The 15,177-nt window shown below is 66.4% G+C and carries 14 protein-coding genes; 4 read left to right on the forward strand and 10 right to left on the reverse strand.

The features are described 5' to 3' along the window. Positions 1-4: 4 nt before the first annotated feature. The 4 genes from H1R19_RS22260 to H1R19_RS22275 all read right to left on the reverse strand — a co-directional run bounded on the left by H1R19_RS22260 (position 5) and on the right by H1R19_RS22275 (position 5,607). Positions 5-2,185, reverse strand: a complete 2,181-nt coding sequence (locus H1R19_RS22260) for an amidase family protein (protein WP_219850187.1) — start codon at positions 2,183-2,185, stop codon at positions 5-7. Positions 2,186-2,319: 134 nt separating this feature from the next. Continuing rightward, the gene (locus tag H1R19_RS22265) at positions 2,320-2,880 is read right to left on the reverse strand and encodes a nuclear transport factor 2 family protein (protein WP_188328454.1); all 561 of its coding nucleotides are present in this window, start codon (positions 2,878-2,880) and stop codon (positions 2,320-2,322) included. Next, positions 2,877-4,052, reverse strand: a complete 1,176-nt coding sequence (locus tag H1R19_RS22270) for a flavin reductase family protein (protein ID WP_219850188.1) — start codon at positions 4,050-4,052, stop codon at positions 2,877-2,879. The genes H1R19_RS22265 and H1R19_RS22270 overlap by 4 nt, the downstream gene beginning before the upstream one ends. Positions 4,053-4,107: 55 nt before the next feature. Next, the gene (locus H1R19_RS22275) at positions 4,108-5,607 is read right to left on the reverse strand and encodes an MFS transporter (protein ID WP_219850189.1); all 1,500 of its coding nucleotides are present in this window, start codon (positions 5,605-5,607) and stop codon (positions 4,108-4,110) included. 142 nt (positions 5,608-5,749) lie between these two features. On the opposite strand from H1R19_RS22275, the gene H1R19_RS22280 reads away from it, so the two are divergent. The 3 genes from H1R19_RS22280 (at position 5,750) to H1R19_RS22290 (ending at position 8,161) form a co-directional block, all read left to right on the forward strand. After that, positions 5,750-7,042, forward strand: a complete 1,293-nt coding sequence (locus H1R19_RS22280) for an amidase (RefSeq protein ID WP_219850190.1) — start codon at positions 5,750-5,752, stop codon at positions 7,040-7,042. Between the two features lie 129 nt (positions 7,043-7,171). Beyond that, positions 7,172-7,444, forward strand: coding sequence for a hypothetical protein (locus H1R19_RS22285; protein WP_188328458.1), 273 nt, complete (start codon positions 7,172-7,174; stop codon positions 7,442-7,444). 63 nt (positions 7,445-7,507) lie between these two features. Beyond that, on the forward strand, positions 7,508-8,161 hold the full coding sequence (locus tag H1R19_RS22290; protein WP_188328459.1) for a response regulator transcription factor: 654 nt from the start codon (positions 7,508-7,510) through the stop codon (positions 8,159-8,161). Positions 8,162-8,188: 27 nt separating this feature from the next. On the opposite strand, the gene H1R19_RS22295 is transcribed toward H1R19_RS22290, so the two are convergent. The 6 genes from H1R19_RS22295 to H1R19_RS22320 all read right to left on the reverse strand — a co-directional run bounded on the left by H1R19_RS22295 (position 8,189) and on the right by H1R19_RS22320 (position 13,388). Beyond that, a complete protein-coding gene (locus tag H1R19_RS22295) occupies positions 8,189-9,139 on the reverse strand; it encodes a PDR/VanB family oxidoreductase (protein ID WP_188328460.1) in 951 nt (316 codons plus the stop codon). A 49-nt stretch (positions 9,140-9,188) separates the two neighbouring features. Beyond that, positions 9,189-9,944: an SDR family NAD(P)-dependent oxidoreductase gene (locus tag H1R19_RS22300; RefSeq protein WP_188328461.1), complete on the reverse strand. Its 756-nt coding sequence runs from the start codon at positions 9,942-9,944 to the stop codon at positions 9,189-9,191. 10 nt (positions 9,945-9,954) lie between these two features. Then, positions 9,955-10,452, reverse strand: coding sequence for an aromatic-ring-hydroxylating dioxygenase subunit beta (locus H1R19_RS22305; RefSeq protein ID WP_188328462.1), 498 nt, complete (start codon positions 10,450-10,452; stop codon positions 9,955-9,957). Next, positions 10,445-11,722 carry an aromatic ring-hydroxylating oxygenase subunit alpha gene (locus H1R19_RS22310; protein WP_219850191.1) on the reverse strand — a complete coding sequence of 426 codons (1,278 nt, stop codon included), beginning with the start codon at positions 11,720-11,722 and terminating at the stop codon, positions 10,445-10,447. The genes H1R19_RS22305 and H1R19_RS22310 overlap by 8 nt, the downstream gene beginning before the upstream one ends. 68 nt (positions 11,723-11,790) lie before the next feature. Further along, positions 11,791-12,153 (reverse strand): hypothetical protein, encoded by a 363-nt coding sequence (locus H1R19_RS22315; RefSeq protein WP_188328464.1) that lies wholly within the window; start codon positions 12,151-12,153, stop codon positions 11,791-11,793. 44 nt (positions 12,154-12,197) lie between these two features. Beyond that, positions 12,198-13,388 (reverse strand): acyl-CoA dehydrogenase family protein, encoded by a 1,191-nt coding sequence (locus tag H1R19_RS22320; protein ID WP_372631895.1) that lies wholly within the window; start codon positions 13,386-13,388, stop codon positions 12,198-12,200. 221 nt (positions 13,389-13,609) lie between these two features. Here H1R19_RS22320 and H1R19_RS22325 point away from each other — a divergent pair, with 221 nt between their 5' ends. Continuing rightward, entirely contained in the window at positions 13,610-15,097 is a 1,488-nt protein-coding gene (locus H1R19_RS22325; RefSeq protein ID WP_219851853.1) for a PAS domain S-box protein, read from the forward strand. Positions 15,098-15,177: the final 80 nt, after the last annotated feature.

The following is a 15,177-nucleotide window of genomic DNA, read 5'->3' on the forward strand; positions in this document are numbered from 1 at the left end:
GTTCTCAGGCCTCCACGCCGGCAGTCGAAGCCGCGGGGCGGCGCGGGGATTCGGCGAGTTCCCAGGCGCGGGCGAAACGCAGCAGTGCACGCTCGGACAGCGGCCGCCCGACGACTTCGAGTCCGACGGGCAGCCCGGAGTCGGTGAAGCCGACCGGAATGCTCATGGCCGGTAGCGAGGTCTGCGACGCGATGACCGTGTTGGTCGGAAAGTCCAGTGCCGTCCATCTTTTCGCGGCCAGGTCGGCACGCGTCGGTGCCGGCACCTGGACCGTCGGGTAGACCAGGAAGTCCACGCCGGCGTCGGCCATCATCGCGATGAGGGTGCGGCGCCACTCCTCCTGACGGATTCTTCCCTTGTAGTAGTCGGGATGTGCTGCGGGATCGTCCGGGCCGTCGGCGATGTCGGCCAACAGGTCGGTGAGCGGGTGGAAGTCGCCGGCGTCGACGATCTCCTTGATCGTCGTCGGTCCGCCGTGGTCGCGTGACGCGAGGAAGTTCTCGAGGTCGGTCTTGGACTGGATCGTGTAGAGCGAGGTGTCGGCGACCCAGGTCGAGAGGTCACCGAGCACGACGTCGTCGACGATGCCCGTACCGTGTTCGCGCAGCGTCTCGATGGCCGAGCGGATGACACCGTTGGTGAGCTCCTGGTCGTCACCGGTGCCGAATCCGTCGGAGAGCACGCCGACGCGGAAGGTCGAGAGTGTGCCGGCATCGACCTCGTCGATCGCTTCCCCGTAGTTGCCCACCTCTGAGCTCGTGGTCGCGATGGCGGTGTAGGGGTCGGTGGGGTCGTAACCGACGATGACGTCGAGGATGGCGCCGAGGTCGGCGACGTTGCGCGCCATGGGTCCTGGCGTGTCCTGGAAGTGCAGTAGCGGCGAGAACCCGGTACGCGGGATCAGTCCGGTGGTGACCCGCAGACCGAACAGGTTGGTGAACGATGCGGGGAGCCGGATCGATCCGCCGGTGTCCTCGCCGATCCCCACCAGGCAGAGATTCGCGGTCACCGCCGCGGCGGTCCCCGCGCTGGAACCGCCTGTCTCGCGGTCGAGATCGTAGGGGTTCTTGGTGTGTTCGGTGCGCGAGGAGAAGGAGAACCACCCGGCGGCGAAGTCGCACATCGCCGTCTTGCCCAGGATGACCGCTCCCGCTTTCCGCAGACGGTCCACCACCGTGGCGTCGTTCTCGGGAACGTAATCGGCGAATGCGGTGGAGCCGAAGGCGGTTGGGATGCCCTTTGTCTCACCCTGGTCTTTGACGAGGATCGGCACACCGTGCAGTGGTCCGACGAATGTGCCGGTCCGGGAGTACTTCTCGTCGATGCGCCGCGCGTCGTCGAGGGCGTCCGGGTTGAGCGTGACGACCGAGTTCAGCTGCGGGCCATCGGCATTGTCTATCGAGTCGAGTGCGGCGATGCGATCGAGATACCAGGCGGTGAGCTCGGCGCCGGTGAGCGCACCGGATTCGATCAGCGCGTGGAACGTACTGACCGACAGCTCTTCGTAATTCACGTCGTTCTCCCTGTTCGTGTCGACGCCGGTGTCCAGGGCGCCGATGATGGCTTCCGCGGTGTGTTCGAGATGATTGCGTGTCGCCTCGAGCAACCCGTCGAGATCGCGGGCGAGCATCAGCCGGTACATCTGCTCGTGCTGGCAGTCGGCTTCGGTGAAGTCGTGCATGGCCGTGGCGTAGATCGCCATGTAGGGCTGGATGCGGTCCCAGATGTTGCCGATGAGTTCCATCAGGTAGCGGCTGCTACCGCAGGCGTAGAAGGTCTGGTGGAACTCGCGGTTGAGTTCGCGCCAGGTGATCGCGGCGATGCCGGGGACCGTCATCTGATCGAGGATCGATCGGAGCGTGACCGCGGTCTGCGCGTCGAGCTCGCCCAGAGCCCATTCGGTGGCCAGGGATTCCAGCCGCAGCCGAATGGTGAACAGCTCGCGGATCTCGTCGGGCGAGAGCATCGTGATGGTCACGGCGCGTCGATCGAACTCGACGAGGCCCTCGAAACCCAGGCGTTTCAGTGCTTCTCGCGTCGGCATCGTCGACACACCGATCGACTCGGCGAGCGATCGGATCGACACACGTGTGCCGGGCACGATCCGGCCCTCGAGAATGTTGCGCCGGACCTGCTGATAGACACTCTCGGCCAGAGTCGGCGTCACCGCCAGGTCAGTTGCCATGTGATACCAACACCCCCTCGTGACTTCGTGTGATCACACGAAGATCATGGGCGCTGCAGGTTCCGGGCGTGTTGTCGAAGTGTTTCAGGCGCGTGACGAGTGTGGAGCTCCGATCTGTCCGCGCCCACGCCGGTTCAGTCGCGCATCAAGACCGAGGTCGACGGGTGGTCGCTGGCGAAGTTCTTTTTCAGCGGCGCGATGAAGACGTTCTCGGTTCGGGTGCGCGACACTCGCCACCGGCCGTCCTCTTTGCGGAAGGCGTTGTTGAGCCTGCTGGATCGCAACAGCGCGGTACCGTCGTCGAAGAGCCACGGCTGCATGTGAATCCACTGACCAGTCGCCTCGTCGCCGTCGACGTGGATCTGCTCCGAGGTGAGGTAGTGGGCGTTGAGCAACAGTGCCGGGTCCTTCTTCTCTCCCCAGAACCGTCGGAAGTGCTCGCCGATGGCCTGTTTGCCGACCGCCCGACCGAACTGACCGTCGTAGTACTCGCCGACCCCCTCCCACACCGCATCATCGGTGTAGAGGTCGACGATGAGTTCGATGCGCTCCGCGTCGTCGGCGAGACCGAACTCCGGACACGGTGTGTCACAGAGGAACATGTAACGCGCCTGTAGCCGACGGATCTCCGCCTCGGCTTCCAGCGTCTCGATCCGTGCGGTCAGGGCCGCGATCGTCCGGGTCACATCGCTCATCCCTCGAGCGCCTTCACCGTCGAGCGGGCCCGATCGATCCAGTCGGTCACCTGCGCACCGCTTGCCCCCGCCGGCAACTGCGCGAGCCGAAGCGTGAGGGAGGGGCGGCCGTTGCGGTCGCGGACCGGCAACACGATCGAACCGACGTCGTAGGCGGCCCCATCTGACAGCTCACGCAGACGGTAGTCGACCGGTGACCGCCCGATGGACTCGCGGATGCGGCGTTCCTGCGACGGGGTGAGCCGCCCTCTCACAAATGTTCTGGTGGCCGACCGCATCTCGCGGTAGGCCGCCGGACCTGCGTCCGCGGGGAGGAAAGAAATGAGGTATCCGTGCTCGCGGACGAACTCGAGGCGTTCGCGGTGCAGCTGCCGCACCGAGTCGTCGGCATCGGCGAGCCTGCCCAGCCACCGTTCCTGCACGGCCGCATCCTGGGCGAAGACAAAACTGTCACCGATCGGCGGAACCATCGGGATTCGATCGGCGAGCCCCTCGGCACGGTCCACGCCGGGTCCGGTCGCCGAGAGCACCACCGCCATCTCGTCGCAGCTGACCGCGGTGAGCACCGAGACCTCGCAGCACAGTGCTGCCGCCAGTTCCTCGACCTGTGGGCGGGCGGAGTGCGCGGCGTGGATGGCGGGCAGGATCTCGTGATCCATCCGCGCCATCAACGACGTGGACACGAAACTGCCGTATCCGCCCTGGAAGAAGATCAGGGGCGAGACCGGATTGGTGACGGCGAGATCCCGGACCTCGCACAACACGATCCAATGGTCTCCCGCCTCGACGATGTTCTCCACGCGGGTGTCAATCCAGGCCACCGAATCGGCCAGGACCGGATCGCCCGAAGGTGAGGCGAACCAGTCGATTCCCTCGAGTTTGTCCTGCCAGCGCTGCGCGACCCGCAGGACGATGTCCTCCTGGTCGCCGCCGACGATGTTGATGCACAGGGATTCGCAGCTCCGCATCTTCTCGAAGGTGCGCGAGGTCTTCATCGGCATGAACGACACCAGCGGCGGGTCCATGGACACCGAGTTGAAGGTGCCGACCACCATCGCGAGAACCTCACCGTCGGGGGCGCGGCCGGTGACCACCACCACGCCGGTCGGGTAGTGGCCCATCACGTTCCGGAAGACCGTCGCGTCGATGGCGGTCGCGGTGTTGTCGGACATGTCGTCTCCTGTGGCCGGTCGGCCGGTCGTTATGAACAGCGCGGGTCCGTCGGCGTCAGACGGCGGGCACCTCGTCGGGGGTGTCCTTGCCTGGGTTTTCCGTGGCTGGGCTTTCCTTGACGTACCGCTTCTGCAGCGTCGCGCCGAGCCGCTCGGGCCGCAGGAACGCGATGCACAGGGCACCGCCGACGAGCAGCAGGATGCCGGTGATCGTGAAGGCCTGATGGACACCGTCGGCCATCCGCTCGGCCATCTCGGCGGTCGGCTTCTCCCCCTTCGGCGGTGTGACGTACCCGGCTTTGGTCATGAGCCAGCCGACCAGGCTCGGTGAGATCACCGCTCCGAAGGAGGCGACGCCGCCGAGCGTCGCCATCATGATGGGTCGTTGCCGCGCGCCGACGGCGTAGCCGATCGCCGAAGCCGTCATCGGGTAGGCGAGACTGCAGCCGGCGGCGACGCAGAGCAGGACCACCGCGGTGGGACCCGAAGCCATCCGAATGGCGATGAAGCAGATGCCGGCGAGGACCGCGGCACAGCCGAAGGGGACGGCGATGGCGATGTGGGCGGTCCGGCCGTTGCGCAGCAGCCGCTGCCCGATGGCTCCCAGCCCGAGAAGCACGAGCGCGCCCACGACCCACGGCACGGTGGTCATCATGCCGACCTGACCGAGATCCAGCCCGACGACGGTCCCGAGATACTGCGGAAGCCAGGTGGTCAGGAAGCCCTGCACCCAGAAGTTGGAGGCGCCGCCGATGACCGCGGCCAGGAATGCCACGCTGAGCAGCGCCCGCCAGATCACGACCGGTTTCTGCTCGTCGACCGCCGCGGTGCTCGCCGCCGGCGTCGCGCCGTCCTCGCCACCGGATGCTTCGTCGGGTCCGGAACCGTCGGCCACCTGCGTCGACTGACCGCGACGGTCGCGGTACGGACCGTCGGCGCCGATCGCCCACCAGGCGATCACCCATACGAGCCCGATGATGCCCAGCACACCGAACGCCCAGCGCCATCCCCATACCGCGATGACCCACGCCAGGAGCGGTGCGGCGAACACCGGTCCCAGCGTCGAACCGGCCGCGACCAGGTTCGACGGCAGGGCTCGTCGGGTCGGCGAGAACCAGGTCTGCGTCGAGGTGAGCGACATCGCGGTTGCCGGGCCCTCGGCGCCGCCGAGCACGATCCGGGTCAGCAGCAGGATCGCGGCGCCGCCACCGAGGAGCATCGGGAACTGGAGAACCGCCCAGGTGATCCCCATCGCGAACAGGATCCATTTGACCGAGAACTTCGATGCGAGGAATCCGGTGATCACCGAGACGATCGCGTAGAGGAAGAAGAACGCACTACCGATGAAGCCGAATTCCGCGGCGGTCAAACCCAATTCGGCCATCGCGTCCGCGGACACCAGACCGAGGACCGCCTTGTCGGCGAATGCGATGATCTGGAAAAGCACAAGCATTCCGGTGACCACCCACGCCCTGCGCGACACCCGGCTGAAGTCGACGCGGCGAGGCGACGGCGGTGACGCCGCGACTGTCGCGGCTGTTGTGTTGGTGGCCATCATGTTTCCTTCTTCCGCTACAGGTCGGACTGATGATGTCGAACGCTAGGGGTGGGCGTGCCTACAGCGGTAGGAGGGAAATCTTTACTGTCGGTAATGGTCGCGAACAGGCAGACTGAGCCAACCGGACAAAGGAGGAACGGTGAGCTCGGCCTACTGGAAGCAGCCCGTCAGTGACCAGGCGAGGGCGGTCCACGAGAGAGCGGTCTCCGCTGAGACACTCGCGACGCAGGTGCGCGCGGAGATCGCGCGCACCGAACCCGATCTCCGGGCCTGGGTAGACCTGTCCGACGGTCTCCTCGGCGACGCACGCCGCGAGGACTCCACTCCCGGACGACGCCCCCTGCAGGGAATCTCGTTGGGCGTCAAGGACCTGATCGATGTCCGAGGGCTTCCCACGCGGGCGGGATCGACGGTGACCCCGACCGCGCCGGCGCCCGTCGACGCGGCCTGCGTCAGGCGTTTTCGCGAACTCGGTGCACTGATCCAAGGCAAGACCGTGACCACCGAGTTCGGGTACTTCTCGCCCGGGCCCACCCGAAACCCGCACGCTCTGGACCACACCCCGGGCGGTTCGTCGAGCGGTTCGGCCGCAGCCGTCGGCGCAGGCGTCATCCCGGTGGCGCTGGGAACACAGACCGCCGGGTCACTCTCTCGGCCGGCATCGTATTGCGGTGCGGCCGGAATGGTCCTGGCCCACGGATCGACGAGCCTGGCCGGCGTCACGGGACTGAGCGAGTCGCTCGATTCGCTGGGTCTGTTGACGCGCAGCATCGCCGATCTGCACTACGTGTACAACGCCTTCACCGGACGTGCCCCGCTGACCGCCGGGCGGGCACCGGTCGGTACCGCACTGATGTGGGGTGGCAGTGACCTGCACCCGATCGATCCGGCGATGGCCGAGCTGCTCCGCTTGCTCCCCGGATTGCTCGCGCGGATCGGCATCGCCACCCGCGACCTCGAATGGGACGATCACGCACACACCCTTGCCGACGACCACCTCACGGTGATGTCGTACGAAGCCGCCCACACCCTCGACGAGCTGGTCGAACTGCATGGCGGGGCGCTCAGTCCACAACTGCGCGCGCTGGTCTCCGACGGCCGGGCCGTCGCGCCCGAGTCACACAGGGCGGCCCTGATCCGGCGCGACCGCTCCCGCGATCTGCTCGCCGAGACACTGGGCGAGCACCGGATCATCGTCGGTCCCGCCGCACCGGGACCGGCGCCTCACGGGCTGGGCGCGACGGGTTCACCGGTCCTCAGTCGCCCGTGGCAGCTCCTGGGCTGCCCGGTGGTGGTGGTGCCCGGCGCACGCTCCGGGGAGGGACTCCCGCTCGGCATCGCGCTGATCGGCCTGCCCGGACACGAGGCGAATCTGTTCGCGGTGGCCTCCGCACTCGAGGCCGAACTCCAGGCCCTGCCTGCCCCGGCGTGATCACCGAGCGGAGAGAAGAACACCTTGACCGTGAACCCGGAGACGACGACTGAGCCGAAGGCCATGACACCGAATACGACACCGACGACTGCGACACCGACGACTACCACACCGACGCGGCAGCAGCCGATGAAACCCCGGCCCCAGACCCACCACCGCATGTTCCTCACCTGCTACGAGGACACCTTCAACTACGGGTGGCACCACGTCGACCTGTTCGTGCACGACGAGCACGGCCGCGAGGTCAACTGGGTGCACTGGACCGTCGAAGCCGACGGCCCCGAGGCCGCCGACGAGTCGGTGCGCAGCGAGGAGCCCGGCCTGATGCGCACCTCCGAGTGGACCCACCGCGTCAGCGCCCTCGGTATGAACTACTGGACCGCCGACGCCTCGTGGGACTGAACCCCGTGGGACTGACGTGGCCGTGACCCCGCGCGCGGCGGACTACTCTCGGGACGGGGACAGATGAGGGAAACGGTGGACGAAGCAGCGCGCGCGACGAGGGTCTACGTCGTCGACGACGACCCCGAACTGTGCGAATCGGTGGACTGGCTGCTGGGCAGCATCGGCATCAAACCGCGTATCTGTCACAGCGCCGACGACTTCCTCGCCGAGTACTCCGGCGACGTACCGGCCTGCATCGTCCTGGATGTTCGGATGCCGAGGATGAGTGGACCCCGGTTGCAGGAGAAGCTCAACGAGTTCGCACCGCATGTGGCCGTCATCTTCGTCTCCGCCCACGGCGACATCCGGATGTCGGTGTCGACGCTGCAGGCCGGGGCCATGGACTTCCTGGAGAAACCCTATGATCCGCAGCGACTCCTCGATGCCGTGCAGGCGGGGGTCGACAAGGCCGCGGAACGTTTTCACGCCTTCGAGATGAAGCGCATGGTGCAGGCGAAGCTCGCGCTGCTCACCCCGCGCGAACGCGAGATCCTGGCGCTCGTCGTCGAAGGCCTGCCCAGCCAGAACATCGCCCGCCGACTTTCGATGAGCGTGAAAACCGTTGACGTGCACCGCGCGCGGATCAAGGCCAAGACCGACGCCGACAGCATCAGCACCCTCGTCCGCGACATCCTGCGTTTCGGCGTCAGCGTGCCGACGGAACGCACTTCCTGACCTTGCTCCGCCCGAATCTGGTGCCACTCAGTAGTAGTCGATCTCGATGCGATCGCCGACGGCCCTCGACACGCACACCGCGATGACCTCTCCCGATTCGCGCTCAGCCTTGGTCAGAACGTTGTCGCGGTGCTCGGGTTCACCGGACAGGACCTGCATGATGCAGGTTCCGCAGATGCCCTCGTTGCACGAGGTGTCGATGTCACAACCGTTCTCCCCCAGCACGTCGACGATGCTGCGGTCTGCCGGAACATGGTAGGTGGCGCCGTCGAACTCGACGTCGAATGCGGTGTTGGCCGCATCCTGGGCGTGCTCATTCGCGTGGAAGTTCTCGTGATGGACAGCATCGGCGTGCACGAACCGTTCCGCGGTCTCGCGCACCTTCGCCATGAACCCATCTGGGCCACAGACATATACGTGTGTGCCGGGCGGGGCGTCGAGCAGTGCCGCACTCAGGATGGCCGACTGCTCGTCGCGGGGCACGCCGACATGAGCATGCAGTTTCTCCGGGCAGCGGTCGCGTAACAGCGGCAGGAATGCGGCGTCCTGTTCGGTGCGGGAGAAGTAGTGCAACTCGAAGCCGATCCCCTGCACGTCGAGGTACCGCGCCATGCTCAGCATCGGCGTGATGCCGATACCTGCCGCCACCAGGACGTGATGTGTGGCGGAGGAATCGATTCCGAGGAGGTTGCGTGGCTCGCTGATCTGCAACCGGTCGCCGACGCGCAACTCGTGCAGCGCCGCCGACCCGCCACGAGACGCCTCCTCCCGTTTCACCGCCACCGCATAGGACTCCCGGCCGTCGGGACGGCTGCACAGGGAGTACTGACGTGTGATGGCCGTCGGACCGACGACGTCGATGTGCGCGCCGGGCGAGTACCCCCCGACCGACGAACCGTCCGGACGGGACAGGTAGAGCGTCTTGACGCTCGGTGTCTCCTGCACGATGTCGGAGACGATGACGTCGATGAGTGCCATGGTGGTGTTCCTCGCAGGAGAGATGACGGTTACCGCGTGTACCGGTGAATCAGCGGACGAACAAGCCGCCGTTGACATCCCAGCAGGCGCCGGTGACGAAGTAGGCGTTGTCGGCGGTGAGCAGCCCGACCATGTCGGCGACGAATTCGGGACTGCCCAGGCGGCCGACGGGAATGCCGGCGACCACGGCGTCGAGCTTGTCCGGCGGGACGGTGGCCTTGACGACCGGAAGGTCGTGCGGGCCCGGCGCGATCGCGTTGACCGTGACCCCCCGCGCCGCGAGTTCCTTGGCGAAGATCTTGGTGACGGTCAGGATCGCACCCTTGGAGGTGGCGTAGTGCGCGCCGGTGGCGGTTCCGCCGTTCTGGCCTGCGAGCGAGGCCATGTTGACGATCCGCCCGTACCCCTGTTCGGCCATTGCCGCGCCGAACACCTGACAACCGAAGAAGATGCTGTTCACATTCGTCGACAGCACGCGGGTGAAGTCCGGCTCGTCGAGCGTCATCAGGTCGGCCGCCTGGGTCAGCGCGGCGTTGTTGACCATGATGGTGGGAGTGCCCCACAGCGACTGCACATCTCGCAGTGCCGCGACGAAGTTCTCGCGGTGTGCGACGTCGAGAACGGCCGCGCGGGCCGTCGAACCGTCCGCGGACAGCTCGGTCGCGAGCCGATGGGCCTCGTCGAGGGCGATGTCGGTGAGCAGGACGCGGTGGCCGTCGGCGTGCAGACGCCGGGCGATGTGGCTGCCCATCCCGCCTGCGGCGCCGGTGACGACGGCGACACCGGATGTCTGTGCCGTGGTCATGGTCACCGCCTCACAACAGGTATCCGGAGGCGCTGACCGCGTCCTCACTGTCGAGGAGCCTGGCCACCTTCAGACCGATCTTGTCCTCGCCGTCGGCCCCGAGCACGATGGTGTGCGTCAGTTCGGCACCGATGGTCGAGAAGGTGTTTCGTTTGAAGGCGTTGAGGATCTGCGCGGACCGGAGGATCACGGTGTCGTCGGTGACCTCGGAGACGGTGAAGCGGGAGACGATGCGGACGGTGCGCGCCGCCGCGACCGCCGATGGCGCGTATCCCTGCATCATCCGTTCGACGCGCAGGCGACGCATCCGCTGGTCGTCGTAGACCATGTTGAGCGTGGATTCGAAGTCGTCGGTGTCCGGATCGATCGGGATGACGTACCGGGCGTCCTCGGTGTAGAGCGACTCCCACGCCGGATAGTCCTTGGCGTCGAGGACTTCTGCCTCTTTCCAGACGACGGCGATCGCGCGCAGGACCCGCGGGTCGTTGAAGGCGTGCAGGTCAGTCATCGCTCATCATCTTCTTCCACATGTCGTAGGATTCGCGCATCCCGGTCTCGTCGGTGACATGCGATGTGGGCCAACCCTCTTCGGAGATGCGCTCGCGGTTCTCGCCGCGATTGACCAGGATCGGCATGTTCGGATTGCCGCCGGCACCGATCTGTACGCGGTCCCATCCCTCGGCGTCGTCGGGACTGCCGAATCCGAACGGCCCCTGGAAGTGCTCGTGGATGCGCAGACGCTCGCGGTTGATTCCCTCGGGCCCGCCGTCCATGCCGATCGCCATGTGCCACACCTCGGTGACGTCCACGCTGATGGGGATGAGCACCCGGAAGAACGACGACGACATCGCGACGTTGGGGAACATGTTGAGGTTGAAGCCACACCCGTGCATCGAGCGCATGTAGCGGCGGATTCGTTCGGGGCTCTCCCCTGCCGCGGTGAGCTCGTCGACGAGGTGGGCGAATCGGGGCTGGACCTCCTCGCTGCCGTCGTCGATGTCGAGATCGGCGTGCGCGGCCGCCATGATCGCGACGCTGTGCCCGTTGCCGAGTGCATGGGTCTGCGCCGCGGGATCGTCCATGAACGACATCATGTTCGCGGTCTCGGCGTCCACCGATGCCATCCACGACTTGTGCACCATGGGGAAGTGGTAGCCGTCGGTGGTGTTCTCCAGCTGGATCTTCCAGTTGCCCTTGAACCGGAACTTGTGGGTGCCGAGAACCTTCGTCGGAAAACCGTTGGACTGCTTGAGGAAACGTTCCATCCAGATCTTGGCGTCGCCGAGGAAGTCCTCGAGCGGTTCGATGTCGGCGTTGAACGTCGCCCAGATCATCCCCAGGTAGCTCTCGGTGCGCAGTTTCTGCAGCGGGAAGTCGTTCTTGTCGACGACGCCCTCGTAGCCGTCCGGGTAAGGGATGCCGCGCAGCCGACCGTCGAGAGTGTAGGACCAGTTGTGGTACGGGCAGGTGAATCCGTTGGCCTTGCCGCTGCGCTGGTCGCAGACCGTCGCGCCGCGATGACGGCACCGGTTGAGCAGGGTGTTGAAGTTGCCCTTGCGATCTCGCGTGACGATGACGGGTTGATCGCCGACCTGGGTGGTCTTGAACGAGCCGGCCTCGGGGACCTCGCTCTCGTGTGCGACCCACACCCAGGTGCGGTAGAAGATCTTCTTCATCTCCTCGTCGAAGATCTCGGGGTCGGTGTAGAGCTGACCGGCGACGCGGTCCTTCGCGGCGAGGTCGGCGAAGCCGCGGGTGGGCCTCTCGATGGTGGTCATCGCTGATGCGTCCTTCACTTCGGTGTCGCCCCACGTGGGTGCGGGTGAGGCGGGGCTGGGGAATGGGTTCAGGAGTCGACGTCGTCGCGGATGGTGAGCGCTCGCCCCATCCGGGCCTCGATCTTGAAGTACTTCCAGAGCGCGTGATCGCCGACCATGGTGGTGCGCAGCAGATTGCAGGCAGCCTTGACCGTCGGCTGGTCGCGTACGTCGGCCAGGACATAGAACGTCCACGGCCAGCCGTCCGACGGGCCCACCATGTGCGCGTCGTCGTCGAAGGTGCCGATGATCTCGACGCCGTCGAGCTTCTTCAGGCTCGTCAGGAAATCCATCGTCGCCTCCCACACCGGCCCGATGTCGGACTTCGGCAGGTCGAAGAAGTTCTGGTTGTTCCCGACGCAGAACAACGTGCGCAGCGGCTCGTCGGCCATGGGTCTCTCCTTGTGATGTGTTGGTGACCAGCAGGTCTCGGCGGTCAGGGGAAGCTGGGGATACCGGCGTCGAGACCGAGCAGCAACGCTCCGGCGGCCTCGTAGGTACCGGTCTGGAGCATCGCGTGCTGGGCGGGCACCAGGGCGTCCTGCAGATAGCGCTGGAGCGGATGGGTCTCGTAGATGGCGCCGGTGCCGGCGAGGTCGAAGGCCTGCAGGACCACTCGGCGTCCGACGTGGGCGGCATGGGTTGCGCTCAACCGCAGCATCGCCTGGTCGTCGGTGGAGATGTGCTCGCCCGCGGTGGCCTTGGCCCAGACCTGATCGGTGGTCTCGTAGAAGAATGCTCGTGCAGAACGCAGTTCGGCTTCGCCGTGCGCGAGCCCGCTCTTGTAGGCGGGGCGGTTGCCCTTGCTCGCACCGCCGGTGATCGAGGTGCGCGCCGCGCCGACCTCGATCGCGTAGTCGAGTGCTCCGCGGGCGGCGCCGAGGGTGACGACCGCCAGGACCTGCGCCGCATATGCCAAGGCGGGGTATCGGTTCAGAGGTTCGTCGATCTGCGGCGCACCCCCGCGGACAAAGGTCATCTCCGCGGGCACGAACAGTCGGTCGGCGCGAACCGCGTGCGAACCTGTCGCCTTCATCCCGGCGACATCCCAGTTGTCGACGATCTCGACATCCGCGGGATCGACGAGAGCGGTCAACGGCTTGCCGTCGGTCTGCGGTCCGCCCGCGAGGCCGATCCCGAGGATGTCGGCGCCGCGACACCCGCTCGCGAACTGCCACACACCCGTACACAGGTAGCCGCCGTCGACCTTCTGGGCCTCCTGCATCGGAAAGAGCCCGCCGGCGTAGGCCACATCGGGACCGTCCGCGTAGACCTTGCGCTGAGATTCCTCGGGCAGCGCCGCGAAATAGACCAGCGATGACCCGAAACTCGACACCCAACCCGTCGCCGGGTCGACCGCGGAGATCCGCTCCACCAGAGACATGAAGTCCGACGGCGCCATCGGCTCACCGCCGAACGCCGCCGGGGTGGATGCGCGGTACATCCCCGCGCGTTTGAGGAGCCTGATGAAGTCCCGCGGTACATGGCGCTGGGCGTTGAACTCATCCCGGCGATCCCGGAGGACATCGAGAGCATGATCGAACGCGGCGTCGCGCGCCGGTCCCACGGGTTCGGCACACATCCGATCGGTCATGCTCCCCGTGGCCATCCCTGTCTCCGTGGCCATCCCTGTCTCCGTTCCAGATTCGACTCTCGATCTGGGCGCAACACTATGGATTTCGCAGTGTCGCCGGTATCGGGATTTCCCGCCCCGCGGGTAAGCAATCCCTTACCCGCGGGACCCCGACCAGGGCACGACGAGGCGCTGGGGTTGTGGTGGCGCAGTCGGCACTTGCACGGCGGCGAGCCGCCGGGAAATGTGTAACCCCGAAAGGTGAGGTGATGGCCATGTTCCCCGCACGCCGGGACTTCGAGCAGATGATCCTCAACACCGGCACCGGAATTCTCATCCATGAGGCCAGTTCGAAGAACATCCTCTGGGCGAATCCGGCCGCTTGCCGGATGTTCGGGTTCACCCTCGACGAACTCAAGCCACTCAAGGCCCACCACATGAGTGGTCAGGAGCGGCAGTACCGGCGCGAGGTGGGCGTCGCGTGGCTGCAGTCGGCGGTGGTGCACGGTTCCAGTCGCAAACAGTGGAAGTACCGCGCCAAGGACGGCACGGACTTCCTCACCGACGCCCGTGCCACTCTCGTCCGATGCGAGGACGGTCCCGTCGTCATGGTCGAGTTCCGCAACATCGCCGAAGAGGTCGAGCTGCAGGAGGAACTCAGCTGGGTGTCGGAGTCGTTGCAGCGCATCATGACCCATACATCCGCCGGCATCGTCGTGCTGGATGACGACAACTGCATCGACGACATCTCACCGCTCGCCGCGCAGCTGTTCGGCCGTACCCCGGCCGAACTCGCGGGCGTGCACCTCGAGGACCTGGGTCGCTGCGAGCCGCGCCTGACGAGTGACCACGTCGCCGAACGCCTCGACACCAGAGCCGGGTCGGTGTCGATCCAGCAGGAGATCACCAAGGACGACGGCAGCATGGTGTGGCTGGCCGGCGAGTTGGAGATCGTCGCCCACGACGGCATGCGCTCGCGCGTCCTGACGGTGCGCGACGTCACCGACCGGGTCGAGTGGGAACGCCGTACCGCCTACCAGGAGGCCAACCTCCAGTACCTGAGCCGCTATCACGCGATGGGTGACATGGCGATGATCCTGGCGCATGAACTCGGGCAACCGCTGGCCGCGTCGACGAACTACCTCAGCGGCCTGAAGGCCCGCGTCTCCGCGGAGACCGTCGACGCGCGCAGCCTCGCCTACGGCATCGACCAGATCGAGAAGCAACTCAACCGGGCCGCCGACATCGTGTCGTCGGTGAAACGCTACGTCCGCCGCATCGAGAGCACGGCCGCGCTCATGGACCTCAACGAGACCGTCGAGGAGAGCCTCTATTTCGTGCGGCTCCGGGCCGCGGAGCAGGGCGTCCGGGTATACGCCGAGATCCCCGACCGGGACCTCGCGGTCCAGGGCGAGAACGTGCTCATCGGGCAGGTGATCGTCAACCTGTGCGTCAACGCGCTCGACGAGATCGTCCGCCCGACGACCGAGGTGAAGGAGCTGGCCGTGCAGACCGGCGAAGCCGACGGCGCGGCCTTTGTGGTGATACGCGACCAGGGTCGCGGCATGACCGAAGCGCCCGGCGATCGGCTGGCGTCCGGGGCGTTCTCGTCGAAACAGGACGGTTCCGGGATCGGGCTGATCATCTCCGAGCACATCGTCGAACGGCATGGCGGAACGATCCAGTACCTGCCGAACACGCCGTCGGGTACCGCGGTCCGGGTTGCCCTACCTCTCGTGCAGCCGACCCCGGGCGAGCACTGAAACCCGAACCACTCGACATCTGCCGCCGCCACCACAGCTTTCCGGGATGTCGCGGGAATGTCGTCAACCGCGCTGAAGTG

Source organism: Gordonia jinghuaiqii, from assembly GCF_014041935.1.
Classification (GTDB): domain Bacteria; phylum Actinomycetota; class Actinomycetes; order Mycobacteriales; family Mycobacteriaceae; genus Gordonia; species Gordonia jinghuaiqii.